Source organism: Sulfurimonas gotlandica GD1 (assembly GCF_000242915.1).
GTDB classification, from domain to species: Bacteria; Campylobacterota; Campylobacteria; order Campylobacterales; family Sulfurimonadaceae; genus Sulfurimonas; species Sulfurimonas gotlandica.
The window spans coordinates 2,610,089-2,627,411 of record NZ_AFRZ01000001.1 but is presented as its reverse complement, the minus strand read 5'-3'; the positions used below and the strand labels follow the sequence as shown (position 1 = coordinate 2,627,411).

General features: G+C 34.2%; 15 protein-coding genes and 1 pseudogene. 5 read left to right on the top strand and 11 right to left on the bottom strand.

From position 1 onward, the window contains the following. Window positions 1-4 precede the first annotated feature (4 nt). Entirely contained in the window at window positions 5-736 is a 732-nt protein-coding gene (locus tag SMGD1_RS12985) for a sulfite exporter TauE/SafE family protein (protein WP_008337385.1), read from the bottom strand. A 125-nt stretch (window positions 737-861) separates the two neighbouring features. On the opposite strand from SMGD1_RS12985, the gene SMGD1_RS12980 reads away from it, so the two are divergent. The 3 genes from SMGD1_RS12980 to SMGD1_RS12970 are packed head-to-tail and all read left to right on the top strand — an operon-like array spanning window position 862 to window position 2,495. Further along, a complete protein-coding gene (locus SMGD1_RS12980; protein ID WP_008337116.1) occupies window positions 862-1,284 on the top strand; it encodes a chemotaxis protein CheX in 423 nt (140 codons plus the stop codon). After that, window positions 1,285-1,626: a flagellar motor switch protein FliN gene (gene fliN, locus SMGD1_RS12975; protein ID WP_008341524.1), complete on the top strand. Its 342-nt coding sequence runs from the start codon at window positions 1,285-1,287 to the stop codon at window positions 1,624-1,626. Then, on the top strand, window positions 1,623-2,495 hold the full coding sequence (locus SMGD1_RS12970) for a hypothetical protein (RefSeq protein WP_008337400.1): 873 nt from the start codon (window positions 1,623-1,625) through the stop codon (window positions 2,493-2,495). Before fliN ends, SMGD1_RS12970 begins: the two co-directional genes overlap by 4 nt. Here SMGD1_RS12970 and SMGD1_RS12965 read toward each other — a convergent pair. The 8 genes from SMGD1_RS12965 to SMGD1_RS12930 are packed head-to-tail and all read right to left on the bottom strand — an operon-like array spanning window position 2,492 to window position 8,733. Beyond that, window positions 2,492-3,640, bottom strand: a complete 1,149-nt coding sequence (locus SMGD1_RS12965; RefSeq protein WP_008337225.1) for a hypothetical protein — start codon at window positions 3,638-3,640, stop codon at window positions 2,492-2,494. The genes SMGD1_RS12970 and SMGD1_RS12965 overlap by 4 nt on opposite strands. Window positions 3,641-3,650: 10 nt before the next feature. Beyond that, entirely contained in the window at window positions 3,651-4,604 is a 954-nt protein-coding gene (gene dusB / locus SMGD1_RS12960; protein ID WP_008337528.1) for a tRNA dihydrouridine synthase DusB, read from the bottom strand. Beyond that, window positions 4,604-5,620 (bottom strand): hypothetical protein, encoded by a 1,017-nt coding sequence (locus SMGD1_RS12955; RefSeq protein WP_008337503.1) that lies wholly within the window; start codon window positions 5,618-5,620, stop codon window positions 4,604-4,606. The genes dusB and SMGD1_RS12955 overlap by 1 nt, the downstream gene beginning before the upstream one ends. Window positions 5,621-5,636: 16 nt before the next feature. Continuing rightward, on the bottom strand, window positions 5,637-5,987 hold the full coding sequence (dksA, locus tag SMGD1_RS12950; protein ID WP_008337568.1) for an RNA polymerase-binding protein DksA: 351 nt from the start codon (window positions 5,985-5,987) through the stop codon (window positions 5,637-5,639). 9 nt (window positions 5,988-5,996) lie between these two features. After that, on the bottom strand, window positions 5,997-6,455 hold the full coding sequence (locus SMGD1_RS12945) for a 23S rRNA (pseudouridine(1915)-N(3))-methyltransferase RlmH (RefSeq protein WP_008337524.1): 459 nt from the start codon (window positions 6,453-6,455) through the stop codon (window positions 5,997-5,999). Beyond that, entirely contained in the window at window positions 6,452-7,015 is a 564-nt protein-coding gene (locus tag SMGD1_RS12940; RefSeq protein WP_008337570.1) for a thiamine phosphate synthase, read from the bottom strand. The genes SMGD1_RS12945 and SMGD1_RS12940 overlap by 4 nt, the downstream gene beginning before the upstream one ends. Further along, the gene (gene accD, locus SMGD1_RS12935; protein ID WP_008337235.1) at window positions 7,015-7,866 is read right to left on the bottom strand and encodes an acetyl-CoA carboxylase, carboxyltransferase subunit beta; all 852 of its coding nucleotides are present in this window, start codon (window positions 7,864-7,866) and stop codon (window positions 7,015-7,017) included. Before accD ends, SMGD1_RS12940 begins: the two co-directional genes overlap by 1 nt. A 51-nt stretch (window positions 7,867-7,917) precedes the next feature. After that, window positions 7,918-8,733 (bottom strand): hypothetical protein, encoded by an 816-nt coding sequence (locus SMGD1_RS12930; protein ID WP_008337411.1) that lies wholly within the window; start codon window positions 8,731-8,733, stop codon window positions 7,918-7,920. Between the two features lie 169 nt (window positions 8,734-8,902). On the opposite strand from SMGD1_RS12930, the gene SMGD1_RS12925 reads away from it, so the two are divergent. Together SMGD1_RS12925 and SMGD1_RS12920 are read left to right on the top strand one after the other, a co-directional pair. Beyond that, window positions 8,903-10,297, top strand: coding sequence for a sensor domain-containing diguanylate cyclase (locus SMGD1_RS12925; protein ID WP_008337331.1), 1,395 nt, complete (start codon window positions 8,903-8,905; stop codon window positions 10,295-10,297). A gap of 146 nt (window positions 10,298-10,443) precedes the next feature. Beyond that, a complete protein-coding gene (locus SMGD1_RS12920) occupies window positions 10,444-11,109 on the top strand; it encodes a DUF302 domain-containing protein (RefSeq protein ID WP_008337502.1) in 666 nt (221 codons plus the stop codon). Between the two features lie 211 nt (window positions 11,110-11,320). Here the strand turns inward: SMGD1_RS12920 and SMGD1_RS12915 are convergent, their stop codons facing one another. Continuing rightward, window positions 11,321-12,706: a glutamate synthase subunit beta gene (locus SMGD1_RS12915; RefSeq protein ID WP_008337401.1), complete on the bottom strand. Its 1,386-nt coding sequence runs from the start codon at window positions 12,704-12,706 to the stop codon at window positions 11,321-11,323. Window positions 12,707-12,708: 2 nt separating this feature from the next. Next, a pseudogene (gltB, locus tag SMGD1_RS12905) lies at window positions 12,709-17,147 on the bottom strand (glutamate synthase large subunit). Between the last annotated feature and the right edge of the window lie 176 nt (window positions 17,148-17,323).

The window sequence follows — 17,323 nt, the reverse complement described above, 5'->3', positions numbered from 1 at the left end:
ACCTCTAAATAAATATTCTTTGAACTAAATATATAACCACTAAAAAGTAAAAACTCAGCAGCAGTCTCTTTTGTAAAACTGTATTTACAATATCTTTTAAATGGATTCCAAAATAAACTCCAACTAAAGAAGCTAATCCTATGATCAGACCACTCTCAAAATCAATATGCCCAAGTCTGGCATGTGATATAAAACCTGCGATTGAAGAAAAGACTACAAAAAATAGACCTGCTGATATGGCTTTTTTTAGTGGTACATGTAAGAAACCTACTAAAATAGGAACTAATATAATACTTCCACCAACGCCAATAGTCATACTAAGTGCTCCTAAAAAGAAGCCTATAATAAAAAGTGCTATCTTGTTTACTTCTCTTTGTGACTTCTCTTCTTTTGTCTTAAAGAAGAGTCTTAGCAATGCAAATATTGCAAAAGCTAAAAAAATCATTTCAAGTGTTTCATCATTGAAGCTAGATGCTATGGTTCCGCTTAACAGTGCTCCGATAAAGCCACCAATACCTATGGTGCTTATCATTGAAATGTCTAATGTGCCTTTTTTATTGTTAAGGTAACTCCCAAATACAGAGCTGAAAACCATCTGTACAACAGCAATACCAATTGCTATTTTAGTTTCATATCCTAGTAGTAAAAGGAGAGGAACTAAGATTGTCCCCCCGCCAATACCAAAGAAGCCGGAGACTATTCCAACAATTACACCAAGAAACATCAATTCAATCATCAATCACCACTAAAACTTTTCGCGAATTATACCCCTAGTAGGCTTTATAGTTGATTTATTATTCATACTTTAATTTTGCTTTGAGATTGAATGAAGTATAATCAAGTTCAATAAAGGGTGTTTAAATGTTAAAAACTATAATTCAAGCCTCAGAAAATTTTTGTATCCATCAAATCCGTGAACCTCATGTTATCAGCGATGGTATAAACAAGAAGAGAACACTTATTGCTTATATAGACATAGAAGCTAAAAATGGAAAAAAACATAGAGTATATATAGCATCTGATGAAAAATTTATGCAGAGAATTTCAAAGCTTTTTCTAGAAGAAGATGAGAGCGATGAGGAAACTTTAATAGATATGACGCTAGAAACTACAAATATGATTGTTGGAAGTGCAAAAGTAATCGCAGAAGAAGCAGATGAAAACCCGTACACTATCAATACGCCTCACTTTGAAAAGATAGACCACTTTGACTTTGAGTATGACGAAGCAAAAATTCTAAAGATAGAGAACGATGAAATGATAATTGCAATCAAGGAACTGTGAGTGGCTAAGAAAAAAAAACATAGTTATGGAGAACAGGCTCTTCCATTTAATGAAGATAAAGAATTATCATGGATGAACTACAGTGGGCTTTTGGACATGGAAGTAGAGTTTGTATCTGACCTTGGTGAAACCGAACTTACAATTGCTGAAATATTAAAACTAGAAAAAGGCTCAATTATAGATCTTAAAAAACCAGCCGGTGAAAGTGTAGAGTCGTATGTAAATGGTCGTATACTCGGCAAAGGCGAAGTAATGGTTTATGAAAAAAATCTTGCTATTCGTATCAATGAAGTACTAGACTCTAGTGCTGTTTTATACCATCTTTCAAAAGAGAGACTATGATTAGACTTTTACTTATTTTTCTTCTTCCACTAGCCCTTAATGCATCAAAAATTTTAAGTTACAATATTTATGACAGAACAGATAGAGCAGATGTGATGATTACTTTTGATACTCCATACGAAGGTGTAATTAAACAAAGTATTTCACAATCTAAAATCATCATAAAACTTACAGATGCTCAGATAGAATCTGCAAAGCTTAAGAAGTTATCTTCTAAGTTTTTGCACTCTCTTAGCATAACTCCTATGGCAGGCTATACTCAAATAGTTGCTTCTGTTTCAGATTCTGTGAAATTAATAGCTTCTAAGACATCAGATGCTTATGGATTAAGATTAAGATTTAGCTCATCGTCTCCTATTCCAGCCAAAGCTTCTGCTACAGCAAACAATAATATTCTATCTTCTCTTCCTACGAAAAAAGATGGTGAAATGACTCAGAGTTATTATATAGTAGTTGCAATATTAATCATAGGTATTTTAATATTACTTTTTATAAAAAGAAAAGCGGCACCAAAAGCGAATAAAGAGCAACAAAGTTCTTGGCTATTTAAAGAAAATCAGACAAATAATCAGACGCCTGCAGAATCAAATAATAACAATGTATCTATTAGATTTCAAAAAAATATAGACAATTCAAATAGCGTAGTTATGCTTGATTTTGGAGAACAAAGTTATTTGGTACTCATGGGTACGAGTAATATTCTACTTGATAAATTTACGGATAATAAACCTGTAACACAAGAAGATTTTGAAACGATTTTACAAAATAGACATCAAGAGCTAGATGAATTTTTAGCTTTAAAAGATAAGACGAAAGAACCTCTTCAGGCATATAAAGAGAGGGCAGCATCTATCGCTTACGAAGCTTAAGACTTATTACTATTTAAGTCTCTCTCAAATCTCTCTTTGAGTAGTTTTTTAATAATCTTAATATTTGAAATATTTAGCTCATAGCTATTATCCATCATCTTATTCATATGAAAAACTTCAGTTACAGTAATCCCGTATGGATCTTTTTTCTCTTTAATTATTTTTCCATCATCAAAAGAGTATAAATATAAATTCTTACGGCCCTTTTGTATGTAGTAAGTTAGAACTATCTCATCAGTATATTTTTTCTCTAAAGCTACTACAACTCTTTGATTTTCTTCATATTCTTCATTAAGATTCAATAAATTTTTAGCATTTTCAACACTCAAATAACCAATATAGAATTTATTGTATAAATCATGATACCTTTGAATTGTATCTTTCATTAAAAAGCTCATATCTAGTATATGTTGCTTGTTTGATCTTATAGTTTTTGTTATCCATGACATTGTGTTGTAATATCTAAACTGATAAAGTTTTAGAGAGTGAGCTTCAATCATTTTAGGAGATTTGACCCTAGAAATAGGAGCTAGTTCTCTTGCATCTGGGTCTTTTATGTAATCTAATACATTTTTAGCAGAAAACTCATCTGTGAACCATACTTTACAAAAAGATGGAAACTGTCTTGTTCCAGTAGCACCTTCATTCAGTATAATAAGTGCTTTAATATCGTAGTCTGGAAATATTGTTTCCAGAAGTGCTCTTTTCTTTCTAAGTCTCTTTCTTAATTTTAAAACAGACTTTACTAGAGTCATCTCAACAAAATAAAGTTCTTTATCTTTAGTAATAAGCATAGCGTCAAATTCGCTAATCTCTCTACTCTTAGTTCTATATACTATCTGCTGTTTTTCACTTATTGAGAGTGTGTTCGCGTGTGCTTTTTGTCTGCCTTGATGGAAACCTTTAAGAATAAACTTCTCAATATTATCATTTTCTTCGGCATATCTTAAAAGTTTTTCATAGATGAAGTTTTCGTATACTTCACCCTCAAAAGAACGGTATGAGCTTAAAAAAAGAGTATCTTCTTCGTCTACACCTTTTTTTATTAGAGAAAGTAAATGCTTAACATTATACTCATAGTGAAAAATATTATCACCAATATCACTATCATCTAATGTCTGAATTGATTTACTTATTTCTAGCATGTATTAGCCATTAATTCACCTGTTCACTATATTTAAAGAAGTCATCTATTACAGCGCGATACTCACTAATGTCAGATATACTATTTACGCTGTTTCTAAGTGCTGAAGCACCCTTATAACCTTTAGAGTAGGTATGAGTATGTTTTCTAAACATAGCAACGCCATGTGCGCCATAAAACTCTATCATTTTGTCAAAGTGCTCCATGATTATATCATGCTTAATATTATTGTCAATCTCTTGAGTGCCTGTTCGAAGTTGATGAAATATCCAAGGAGCGCCAACTGCACCTCTTCCAATCATAACCCCATCAGCGCCTGTATGTTCTAAAACCCACTTTGCTTTCTCATAAGAGTCTATATCTCCATTTGCTATTACAGGTATAGATACAGCCTCTTTTATCTCTTTAATTGCATCATAATCAACTGCAGCTTTAAATTTTCCAGCGCGCGTTCTACCATGAACAGCTAAAAAATCAGCTCCACTATCTTCTACCATTTTTGCAATCTCTATATGATTTTTTTTCTCAAAGCCTAGTCTAATTTTTACACTTGTCAGACTTTTATTTGAAGTATCTTTGATAGTTCTTATTATCTCACCCATAAGAGGAAGATTTAAAAGAAGAGAACTTCCACTTCCATGCCCAACGACCTTAGGAACAGGGCATCCACAGTTTAAATCAATAATATCTATACCATCATGTTCATTAAGAACTTCCACTGCACGTCTTATCATGTCACTCTGGGAGCCTGATATTTGAACGGAGTAAGGATCTTCAATAGATGCTTTTTGCAACATATGGAGTGTTTTAACAGAGCCATGGGCAAGAGCGTTTGAGCTTAGCATCTCACTTACTGTAAGATCAGCTCCAAACTTTTTAACAACGCTTCTAAATGGGAGGTCTGTAAACCCAGCCAAAGGGGCTAGGACATAGATAGGTTTGTCAAAAGAGAGTTTTTCAATCATTAAACAAACATGTTTATATTGAAATTTTTACCACACTCTTTTAGTGCGCTATATGCTTTGAAATTAAGATATTCATCACTTTGTGTGTTATGCAGTAACTCATCAGCAGGAGCTATCATCTCTAAATCAAAAAGAGTAAAAAGATAAGCTTCTACAGCGTCTTCCCTTTTATCACTTAAGGTATCAAACAGCTTCATTCTCTGCTCCGGAATCATGCCAGTTGACAAAGCGCTAGAGATTTTAATAAGATCTTTTGTATCTAAATCTAAAACACTAATAAGTGATATTAGTGCTTCATTTGAGATTTCTAAAGTATTTTCATCTGCATTAATTCTTGATAGAACTACAAACAGTGATTCTTTAGTTAAATAAGACTTGTATTGCTCGATTTTACTAAGTGGAGCAGTTACGATTAAGTCAGCATATGCTTCTTTTACTAAACTCTCATTGTAGTTTTGGGCATTACTTAAGATATTATCAGCAGTGATATCACCTTTTTTATAACGATTTCTATCATTTTGAATTACTAAAGCATTCTGAGGCTTAAGTGAGTACTTTTTAAGTTCTACAACTTCACCATCTTTAATATCTTGAATAATTTTCAATACAGCATCCAGTTTATCATTTTGAGTGCCCTCGTTTAGAGTTGCACTTGGGAACAGAGTCGTATTGTCAATTATAGAACCTAAAAGTTGATATCTAGGAGTTTTATATATATGATTTCTTTCATCTTTTGCCAGGTAAGCGTCAGCTATTGCATCTATTACTTTTTCATAGTCTTTATCATATTTACGAAGTTTGAAACTTGATAACATAGAATATAATGACATATGAAAGACACTAGCAATATATAGAATTACAAGAGGAACAATAACCCAGACTGCAACAGGGAAAGCTGGTAATGCTATACCAAATACTTCTATAGCAGTTGTATCTTGAGACACGTATGCGAACACATACCATCCCACTAAAGCAATCAGGATTAGTGATGCTATTGTATATCTTTTTATATACATAAATTTGCTCCTTAAATTAACTAGATTTTTCTACAATTTCTCTACAGTCAATGCAGTATATTGCATGAGGTTTCACTTTTAGACGTTGAAAACCTATAGGGTCTTCACACATTTCACATATTCCATAATCACCATGAACTATTTTTCCTAAAGTAACTTGAATCTCTCTAAGTTCTCTTTCTTGTTGATTGACTATCGCACTTTCAACCATAGAATTGTTATTAACAGATGCATGATCACCTTCATCATTTAACTCCAAAGAACTCAGCTGTGCCAGCTCATCATTAACACCTGTAATATTTTTTATTATTTGTACTTTTCTACTTTCTAAGATCTCTTTAAAGTAGTTTAACTCGCTCTCTTGCACTGACTTTCCTTACTTATGATATGGATGGTTACTCAAAATTGAGAAACCTCTATAAATCTGCTCTAGCAAAACTGCTTTTGCTATCTTGTGACTCATTGTAATATTACCTAGACTTATGACAGCATCACTTTGTTTTAAAAAGCTGTCTTCGAAGCCATAAGCACCGCCTACGAAAAATTTAACGGACATTTTATCATTTAAAAGCTTACTAAATTCAAAACTGTCGATTAATTTTCCATCAGGGTGTAAACTTATGCAAAAACTGTTCTTTGCGTATGGCTCAAAAGCACGCGTATATGCCTCTTTTGAGGCTTCTGGTGAAATAGTGTGTGATTTTGCTACATCTTTAGGAAAAAGCTCAATGTCTTCCACTTTTGCGAAGCGAGAAATCATTTTTGTTAGTTCTTTATAGAGAGGGTCATAAGTTGAACGCTCTTTTTTAGCTATTGAGATGATATCTATATTCACTTTATCAGCCCACTTCCTATAACTTTATAAGTTACATTTGAAAAATTATCATCTAATTTCACACCGCCAATGGCAGCTACAAGATGCTTTGATTTTAAGGCTATTTCATCCAGACTTGAACCTAGAACACCAGAGATATCTTTTTTTGTACTTGTCTCTCTGTACGCACCTAGACCTATATAGTTTAAGTCCATATCATTTGCTTGAAGAACCTCTTGCTCATTATGAGTAGAAATCCCTAAAAGTTTCTCTTTTTTTATCACACTTCTGAGAATTTTTACTGCTTTAAAAACATCTTCATCTATGGCTTTTAAATCTTCTTGTCCAACATGAACACCATCACAAAACTCTATCAATTCATAAGCATCATTTACTATTAAAAAACCATCATAATTTTTTCGTATGAAGATAAGTTGCTGTTTTATGAAAGCAACATCAGCATTCTTGTTCCTATACTGAATAATTTCTGCATTGTGATCTTTAGCTATCTGTATAAACTCTTCTAAAGAGAGCCCTCTTTTATCAAGAAGCTCTTGGTCACACAATGCATATAGACGCATTAAGCAGCTTTATTATTTAAAAGTATTAATAAATCTGAAAGTGTCTTTTTAAGTTCGTTTCTATTTACTATCATATCAACAGAACCCTTTTCAAGCAAGAACTCTGCCCTTTGAAAACCATCAGGAAGAGCTGAACCAATAGTTTGCTCTATAACTCTCTGTCCAGCAAACCCGATAAGAGCACCAGGTTCTGCTATAATGATATCACCAAGTGTTGCAAAAGAAGCACTAACACCGCCCATAGTAGGGTCAGTAAGTACAGAAATATATGGAAGATTGTGATTTGCAAGTTTTGCAAGTGCAGCCGAAGTCTTACTCATTTGAAGAAGAGAGAAAGTACTCTCCTGCATTCTGGCACCACCACTTGCACTCAGAATGATTAGTCCCTCTTTTTTCTCTATAGCACGCTTTACAGCTCTAACTATCTTTTCGCCTTCAACTGAACCAAGTGATCCACCCATAAAACCAAAGTCAAATATTACAATCTGAGCAGATACACCGTTCATCACGATTTCACCACTAACTACTGATGATTTTCTTCCAGTTTTTGCAAAACCTTCTTCTATTCTTTTTGTATATGGTTTAGAATCTACAAACTTTAAAGGATCAATTGGATAAAGATTTGCATCAAATTCAACAAATGTTCCTTCATCTTCTAATAGTTCAATTCTCTCTTTCACACCTATACGAAGGTGAAAACCACACTTAGGACATACATAGTTTTGATTTTCAACTTCTTTGTAGTACATAAGAGAGTGACATGACTTACACTTCACCCAGTGAGAAGATGACTCGTTTTTAGTCGCCTGTTTTTTGTCAGAGTTAAAAGAAAAAATGCTTAAGAGGTTCAAAAAGTATCCTTTTTATGTGAAAATTATCCGCGATTATAGCGTATTTATACTTTAAAACTTAAATGCGACACCAAATTTTAGATAATTGTTATATGCTGTGCTGTCTGGTTCGTAATATCCACTGTTTACATTTGACTCAATTATGGTCTGTTTTGAAAAAGTTGCTTCAAAAAATATATCCATATTTTTGTTGTAAACATAAGAAATTGGAACAGAAAGTTCCCAGATATTTGCCCCGCCAAGTGTAAAGTCAAGTTTAGGATTTGATGATGTCATAATAGTATCAAAACCATGCTGATATTCTATGTTTGCACCTACTTTAACTCTATCTGAAACCATAACACTCACACCAACAATCGGCTTTAAATAGTACCACTTATATACTTCTATCTGTGATGCTGAAAGTGCCCTCTCCCACTCACGATAACCAAGCCCAAAACCATAACTAAACTCGAAGTTATTTTTTAAAATATTTGTGTGTACAAATGAAACATCTGTATCTAATATGGTATTTTGTGTCTTAGAAACTACACTACCGTATGGTTGACCACTACCAAGATATGAACCTACATACTTTGTCTCACCACTTAGTAACAGTAGATTTAACTTTATATAAGAGTATGCTGATATATCTTTATCAAACACATATCCAAAACTCATCTCAGCACCTGTTATGTCTGTGTATGGCGACTCTTCACTGTCTAGTATAGCTCCAGCTTTGTTATACTCTCTATAGTCCATACTCATCCCCACCATAGCAACTGAAGCTGTCATATAGGACTCTTTTGCAGAGATGTTACTTATGGTAAAACTAAGAAGCAGACCTATATATAAAATAATTTTAGTGTTTGATTTATTAATTTTCATTTTATTTCTCTTAAATGGTTTGAATTATATTAGCAAATATATTATAAGTTGTCTCTTTTATGATGTTGTAGTTTTGTAGCTATCACTAATCATATTACTTTTAAATTTTAAAAGAGATATAATTTAGATACAAGTAAAAAATACGCTTACATTATTAAAAAGGTGCTTCTTGAAAGATAAACTAAAAATAATAGAACGACAGAATAGTGTACTTAATAAACTAAATGAAATTGCAGCAATATCAGACATAAGTCCTAAAGAAACACTAAGAAAAGCTTTGAGTATTGGAAAAGATTATTTTGGTTTAGAGTTTGGAATCGTTAGTCATATTGTAGATGAAACTTACACAGTTGATGTTCAGGCTTCTCCTCCTGAAACCCTGTTTGACGGGCAAGAGTTTGTATTTGGTTCAACATACTGTAAAACTACTTTGGAGCTAGATGATGTTCTTGCTATTACAGATGTAACAAAGTCAAAATATGTTGGTCATCCATGTCACAGAGACTATGAGCTTGTATCATACATAGGTGCTCCTGTTAAAGTAAACTCTAAAGTATATGGCACTATCAATTTCTCTTCACCAAGTGCAAGACAGTTGGAGTATGACAAAATTGATGATGAGTTTATGAAGCTTTTGGCTCGATGGGCTGGATCATTTTTAGAAAGACAGTTTGCTCATGATGAGCTCTCCCTTACAAAAAAACGATTTGAGATGATTTTTGAGAACAATGCTTCTGGTATATTACTTGTTGATGAAAATTGTAAAATAAATATGGTGAACAAACAATTTTGTGACATCATAGGTTTTTCAAAAGATGAACTTATTGGACAGAGTTCAAGGATTTTTCACACAGATGATACATCTGATAAGATAAGAAAAGAAAATTTTTCAAAGACTAAAGATAGTTCTTACATGAAACTTGAGTATAAACTTAAGACTAAAGACAATAAAAATATATGGTGTGAATTTTTTGGTTCACCAATAAAAATAACAGAAGACACTACAAATATAATCTGGAATATTTTGGACATAACAGCCAAAAAAAATTTACAAGAGCAGCTTGAAACACAAGCTACAACAGATTATTTGACTGAGCTTCATAATAGAAGATATTTTACAAGCAGACTAGAAGAAGAAGTAGCGAGAATAAAGCGAGATAAAAAAGTAACAAGCTCTTTATTGATGTTTGATTTGGATAAATTCAAACTGATAAATGATACTTTAGGGCATCTAATGGGAGATGTTGTACTAAAAATATTTGCTGATATTTTGAAAAAAAATTTACGTAAATCAGATATTGCAGGAAGAATCGGCGGAGAAGAGTTTGCAATGATACTTCCAAGTACCAATATAAGAGAAGCAAAAGTTTTAGCAAATAGGATTCGAGAAGAAGTCTCAAATAAAAAAACAATAATTGATGGAAATTCTATAAACTTTACAGTCAGCATAGGTTTAACAGCTATAGCATCTGATGATGCTAACAGTGACTCTGCTTTTGCACGTGCTGATACTGCACTTTATATGGCAAAAGGAAAAGGACGAAACAGGGTTGAAGTAGAGTGATAAATAATTATGCTCTAAGATAGAAAAATAGATACAGAATCCATAAAGTGTAATTTTGTTACATTCCTATCACTTATATATCTCTTTTTTTTGATATATTACTATTTATTATGATAAGATAGTGATAACATTAACTAGGAGACAAAATGAAAAGAAAAATAGTAATGATGGTAGCAACAGTATTTGCTGCATTTACAATGAGCGGTTGTACTGCGATGAACTTAGGTGTTAAGTTTATGGGCTTTGATGAAAAAACACAGGAATCTTATGCTGCAATGATGGATGTAGTTGATGAAACAGGTGATCCGGCTCAAGCCATGATGAAAGAATGGTTAATTACTGATGATAGCTTAAGCGAAGAAGATATCTTCGATGAGATGAAATCACTAGCTGGTGATCACAACATGAGATTTGTTGGTGAAAAACCAATGTTTAGAATCAAAGATCCTAAGCCAAACCAAGTATCACGTGCTAGAATTGGTGAGTTTTGTTCTCTAGGTGTTGCTAAGAAAATGTTAGATCACTCTCGTTTTTACGGTGGTTTCATGCCATGTCGTATTATCTATGTTGAGTACGGTGATGGTAGAAGATACTTAGTATCTATGGATATGACTCTTGCACTTTATGGTGGAACTGATGTAAAACCAATTGATCCAGGACTCATGGCTGATATGGAAAATGTTAAAACAGCAATGGAAAAGATTCCTTTAAAAGCTGCTGGTTATGACACTCAAGCAGATGCTGATAAAGCAATGATTAAATATTATACTGAGAAGGGTATCAAAGAAAGACTACCTGTTATCAAAAAATAATTTAATTCTTTCACTCATTCCCACTTTCTAAGTGGGAATGCATTTCATCAATTATACCCCACTCCACTTCTCACATTAAAAAAACTTCTTTAAATAGAAAATACATAGTAAAAATTCAAAAGAGTTGTTTATTGAAAGTGTTAATTTATAGGAAGTGCATTAAGGGGAAAGTCCCACTCAAAAGAGTGGGACTAAGATAAAAAAAGTTAGTTTATTTAAGTAGAGACTTAGCGATGCTTCTAGCCGCTTCACGACCGTCAAGTGCTGCTGTTACAACAAGGTCAGCACCTCTGAAACAGTCACCACCAGAGTAGATGCCAGAAGTAGTTGTCTCATAAGTTTCTTCGTTTATAACGATTCCACCCCAGCTGTTTGTCTCAATGCCGTTTTCTGCTAAAAACGATGGAACTTCAGGGTCAAAACCTAGAGACATGATAACTACATCAGCGTTAACTCTTGTCTCACTTCCTTTAACCTCTTCCATTCTTTGACGACCGCTCTCATCTTTTGCACCAAGATTAGTTTTAATGATTTTCACAGCTACCGCATGTGAAGCTTCATTTAAAATTATCTCTTTTGGAGAAGCGTTAAACGTAAAGTCTACACCCTCTTCCATAGCATTTTTGTACTCTTTTTTACTTCCAGGCATATTAAGTGCATCTCTTCTGTAAAGACAGTTTACACTTCTAGCCTCTTCACGCTTAGCTGTTCTTAGACAATCCATGGCAGTATCTCCACCACCGATTACTACAACATTCAGGTCTCTGAAGTCAAACTTTTTATCGTATGGAAGTTTGAAGTTTTTTCTCTGCATAGCAGTTAAGTATTCCATTGCATCATAAACATTATGAGCTTGCTCACCTGCAAGTGAAGCTCTTTTTGCTTTAGTAGCACCAACACCTATAAACATAGCATCGTGAGAATCAGCAATTTCTTCAAAAGTAATACTTTTACCAACTTCACAGTTTAGTACCAGTTTAAGACCAGCTTCTACAAGTAGTTTTACACGACGCTCAACTATTTTCTTGTCAAGTTTAAAGTTTGGAATACCATAAGTAAGAAGTCCACCTGCACGGTCACTTCTCTCATACATAGTTACGGCAATTCCTGAACGAAGAAGGTATGTAGCAGCGGATAAACCGGCAGGACCACTACCTATAACAGCAACGCTTTTATTAGTAGTGATTCCTGGAAATTCAGGTTTATAACCAGCTTTAAATCCCTCTTCAGTAATGTGAGTCTCAATAGAGCCGATAGTGATAGCACCATGTCCGTCATTTAGAGTACAGTCACCTTCACACAGTCTGTCGTGTGGGCAAACTCTACCCATAACCTCAGGGAAAGGTGAAGGCTCATTTGATAGTTTAAATGCAAACTCCAAGTCCTTCTCAGCTACAGATTTTAACCATTGAGGGATATAGTTATGAAGTGGACATTTATTTAAACAAAATGGGTCACCACATTGGATACATCTATCACTCTGAGTAGCTGCATCACTACGGTCAAAAACCTCATAAATCTCACCAAAATCTTTTGTTCTCTCAACTACTAATCTCTTAGCAGGGTCTATTCTTTCAGTTGTTAAATATTCTTTCATAATTAGTCTCCATTCTCTAGGTTAAGAGGTAGTTTGGTTAAGTTTTTAGGTTTTACCAACCAGAAGTTTCTTACCTCTACTCTAAAGTTATCAAGTAACTCTTTGGCTTTTGCACTTTGTGTCTCAACTACATAATCACTTAGTAATTTTTTAAGTAAGTGTCTAGCATCTGCACCCTCATCAGTATCAATACGTATAGCTTCAACCAGCTCACGATTAACATTTTCAACAAAGCTGTGATCTTCATCATAAACAAAACTAACTCCACCAGTCATACCGGCACCGAAGTTGATACCTGTACGGCCAATGATAACTACAACACCACCAGTCATATACTCACAAGCATTATCTCCAGAACCTTCAACGATAGCTAAAGCACCAGAGTTACGAACAGCAAATCTCTCACCAACCGAGCCAGTGATATAAAGCTTACCGCCAGTAGCACCATATAGACAAGTGTTACCACCTGCACTAAACTCTTCACCCTCATTTTCAGAAGTAATGATGATTTTACCACCATGCATACCTTTACCGATGTAATCATTCGCTACACCATTTAGGTAAATTGATACACCAGGAATTAAGAATGCACCAAATGCTTGACCCGCAATACCGCGCAGTTTGATTTTAATAGTGTCAGCTTTTAAACCTGCATCCCCATAGTACTGAGCAATTTCACCGGAAACTAATGCACCGAAACTTCTGTGAATATTTTTTATATCTCTAGTAATACGAATTGGATGTTCTGGATGCTTGATTGCACTCATAGCTTCTTTTAAAACACCATGTTCAAATGCATTATCATCAAACGGATGATTGAATTTTTGCTGATGAGTGTTTACTCCCTCTTCTTCATGAAGAATAGAAGAAAAGTCAAATTTCTGAGCAAAAGGATCATTTGAAACTTTAAGTAGATCTACACGACCTATCATCTCTTCCATAGTTGCATATCCAAGTTCAGCCATAATAGAACGAACATCTTCAGCTAAAAGTGTAAAGTAATTGATAACTTGATCAACATGCCCTTTAAAAAACTCTTGACGAAGTTTCTCATTTTGAGTTGCAATACCGACAGAACATTTGTTTACGTGACAAATACGAAGCATTTTACACCAACAATAGTAAGAACACCAGTACCAAATGCGTAAGACTCAGCACCCAAAAGTGCAGCTTTGACAACATCTAAACCTGATTTAAGACCACCGTCTGTTTGAAGTTCAACAAGACCACGAAGGTTATTTGCTTTAAGAGCATTGTGAGCTTCACTAAGACCTATTTCCCAAGGGTTACCAGCAAATTTAATAGAAGTAAGTGGAGCAGCACCTGTACCACCGTCACCACCAGAGATGATGATTTTATCAGCGTATGCTTTTGCAACACCAGCTGCAATAGTACCAACACCCAGAGTTGAAACCAGTTTAACGGCTACTCTTGACTTAGGATTAACCTGCTTGATGTCAAAAATAAGCTGTGATAAATCCTCAATAGAGTAAATATCATGGTGTGGAGGAGGTGAAATAAGTGTAACACCTGGAACTGTGTGACGAAGTTTACCAATAAGTGGTGAAACTTTATGACCTGAAAGTTGACCACCCTCACCAGGTTTTGCACCTTGGGCAACTTTAATCTGAATCTCTTCAGCAGAACGAAGATAAGCAGGAGTTACACCAAATCTTCCAGATGCAACTTGTTTGATTTTAGAATTGCGCTCAGTACCAAAACGTGCAACATCTTCTCCACCCTCTCCTGAATTTGACTGAGAACCGATTCTATTCATCGCAATTGCAATAGTCTCATGTGCCTCAGGAGATATTGAACCAAGACTCATAGCAGCAGATGCAAATCTTTTAAAGATTTTCTCTTTTGGCTCTACCTCAGAAATATCAATAGCTTTTCTATCTGATTTAAGATCAAAGAAATCACGAATAAACTTCAAGCCTCTTTTATTTACTAAATCTCTTAGTTTATTATAATCTTCAGTTTTACCGCTATCAGCCATTGCGTGTATAGCATGAATAACTGCAGGACCAAAGTCATGGTGTTCTTGTCCGCTATAGAATTTGTAGTAACCACCAATATTCAGTGGAAAGATTTTCTTGAAACCATCTTCTACAAATGCTTCTTTGTGATACTTAGAAATTCTTTCATCTATGTCATTATAGTTAAGACCACCAAGTTCTGAGTTTGAACTCTCGAAACAATCTTTAACTATCTCATCATTAAGACCAAGAACGTCAAATAGACCAGCGTTACGATATGAAGCGATAGTAGCTATTCCCATTTTAGACATAATTTTAAGAAGACCAGCATTTAGTGAACTATGTACCGCTTTGATGCCTTCGTTGCAATCCATTGTCATCATTTTTGATGTTTCAATCTTTTCAATTACTGTTGAGAAAAGAAGGTTAGGATAGATAGCACTTGCACCATAACCAATAAGCACAGCAGCACTGTGAGAATCCACAACTTCACCAGTAATACAGATGATAGATGCAAGATGACGAATCTTAGCTTTAAGAAGTGCAAAATTAATGCGACCAACAACCATAGCCATTGGCATAATTTTGTTGTTTAGGTTAAACTCATAATCATCTAAGATGATTATTCTAGTACCTTCATTGTTAATTGAATCAATAACTTTAACTACTAAAGCATCTAGAGCTTCTTTTAAAGAACCTTTATATGCAGTTGAAAATGTTGTGTTGTGATAAAAAGCCTGGTAACGAGGTGAGCTTTTATCTCCAAATGATTTTAATACATCTAATTTCTCACGAGTTATGATAGGTGAGATAGATTTAAGACGATGTGCATGACTTGGAATTTCATTAAGAATATTGTGAACTTCACCAAAACCAGTATTTAGACTCATAACAACTTTTTCACGGATTGGATCAATCGGTGGGTTTGTTACTTGAGCAAATTTTTGCTTGAAATAATCAGTAAAATTTCTTTGTTTGTTTGAAAATGCCGCAAGAGGTGTATCATCACCCATTGAACCAACAGCTTCTTTACCTTCCATAATCATCGGCTCAATAACTTGTTCAACAACTTCTTGAGTAATATTAAAGAATCTCTGTCTTTTAATAAAGTCTTCTCTCTCAAAGTCACATTTATCAGTATATTGAATTTCTACATGCTCTTGAAGATATATCATGTGTTCATTTAACCACTTCATATAAGGGTTTGAACTCTTTAGATAGTCATTAATCTGCTCATTTTTAAGAAGTTTTCCAAATTTAAGGTCAAGACCTATCATCTCACCAGATTGAAGACGACCTCTCTCTTTGATGTCCTCTTCTGCAATATCCACAACACCATACTCACTAGCAATAAGAAGATTATCATCTTTAGTAACGATGTATTTTGAAGGGCGAAGACCATTTCTGTCAAGAACACAACCGATATAACGACCGTCTGTTACAGAGAATGCTGCCGGACCATCCCAAGCTTCAAATACAGTAGAGTGATACTCATAAAATGCACGAAGTTCAGGATCCATGTGTGGAGCATTTTGCCAAGCTGAAGGGATAACACCACGAACAGCTTTGAAAAAATCCATGCCGTTAACGATAAGAAACTCAAAAAAGTTATCCGCAGATGCACTATCAGAAGAGTTGAGTTGTAAGATAGGAAGTATTCTTTGAATCTCTTCATCTGTAAAAACTTCACTCTTTATAGACTCAGATTTGATCTCTACATTTATACGATTACCTTCAACTGAGTTGATTTCACCATTGTGCGCTACTGCACGAAACGGCTGAGCCAATCTCCACTCAGGAAGAGTATTAGTTGAAAATCTTTGGTGGAAAAGTGAAAATGAGATTTTGAAGTCTTCACTTTGAAGGTCTCTATAAAACTCTTTAATATGCGTAGGCATAACAAGACCTTTATATGAAAGAACCTTTGAACTCATAGAAGAGATGTAGAAGTCTCTATCTTCGACTAGCTTGTGCTCTGATTCTTTACGGGAAAGATATAAAAGTGCATCAAATCTATTTGTAGCCATAATAGAGTTAGGAGTAATAAATAACTGAACTATGCTAGGTAATGAAGCTATAGCTTGATCTCCAAGTGCATTTATATCAATCGGTACATCACGAGTAAGAACTATTTTTAAGTCATTATTTGCACATATCTCTTCTATAATTTTTAAATGATCTCTATTTTTTGTAAATACAGAAGCTACTGCAAATTGCTTAGGTAGTTCAACACCATTTTTAGAAGCTTCGTTACGAAGAAACTCTTCTGGCATAGATAGTAATAGACCACTACCGTCACCTGTTTTACCATCTGCTGCAACTGCACCACGGTGCATCATTCTCTCTAATGCAGTTACTGCATCATTTAGAACCTTGTGAGATGCTCTGTTTTTGATATTGGCTACAAGTCCAAAACCACAGTTATCCTTAAATGATCTTAATAAATCATGATGTTTTGTCATAATCACTCCCAAATTTGTAAATTCGCTACTAAATTTATATAAATTTAATCTCTTTTTAAAGAAACTTAGTCTATTTAGAGACAAAGTCATGAATTGTACTATTTAAAGGTTTAAAGAAGTATAATATCAGGAAGATTTTTAAAATAAATTTCAAATATGTGTATAAAAGAAGCAAA

What these genes read in the sequence shown, in the direction of transcription:
- SMGD1_RS12915 (WP_008337401.1), bottom strand. Translation starts at nt 12,706, where the DNA reads ATGAAAGAATATTTAACAACTGAAAGAATAGACCCTGCTAAGAGATTA.
- SMGD1_RS12965 (WP_008337225.1), bottom strand. Translation starts at nt 3,640, where the DNA reads ATGCTAGAAATAAGTAAATCAATTCAGACATTAGATGATAGTGATATT.
- SMGD1_RS12970 (WP_008337400.1), top strand. Translation starts at nt 1,623, where the DNA reads ATGATTAGACTTTTACTTATTTTTCTTCTTCCACTAGCCCTTAATGCA.
- SMGD1_RS12985 (WP_008337385.1), bottom strand. Translation starts at nt 736, where the DNA reads ATGATTGAATTGATGTTTCTTGGTGTAATTGTTGGAATAGTCTCCGGC.
- SMGD1_RS12955 (WP_008337503.1), bottom strand. Translation starts at nt 5,620, where the DNA reads ATGTATATAAAAAGATATACAATAGCATCACTAATCCTGATTGCTTTA.
- dusB (WP_008337528.1), bottom strand. Translation starts at nt 4,604, where the DNA reads ATGATTGAAAAACTCTCTTTTGACAAACCTATCTATGTCCTAGCCCCT.
- SMGD1_RS12930 (WP_008337411.1), bottom strand. Translation starts at nt 8,733, where the DNA reads ATGAAAATTAATAAATCAAACACTAAAATTATTTTATATATAGGTCTG.
- SMGD1_RS12920 (WP_008337502.1), top strand. Translation starts at nt 10,444, where the DNA reads ATGAAAAGAAAAATAGTAATGATGGTAGCAACAGTATTTGCTGCATTT.
- SMGD1_RS12940 (WP_008337570.1), bottom strand. Translation starts at nt 7,015, where the DNA reads ATGCGTCTATATGCATTGTGTGACCAAGAGCTTCTTGATAAAAGAGGG.
- SMGD1_RS12980 (WP_008337116.1), top strand. Translation starts at nt 862, where the DNA reads ATGTTAAAAACTATAATTCAAGCCTCAGAAAATTTTTGTATCCATCAA.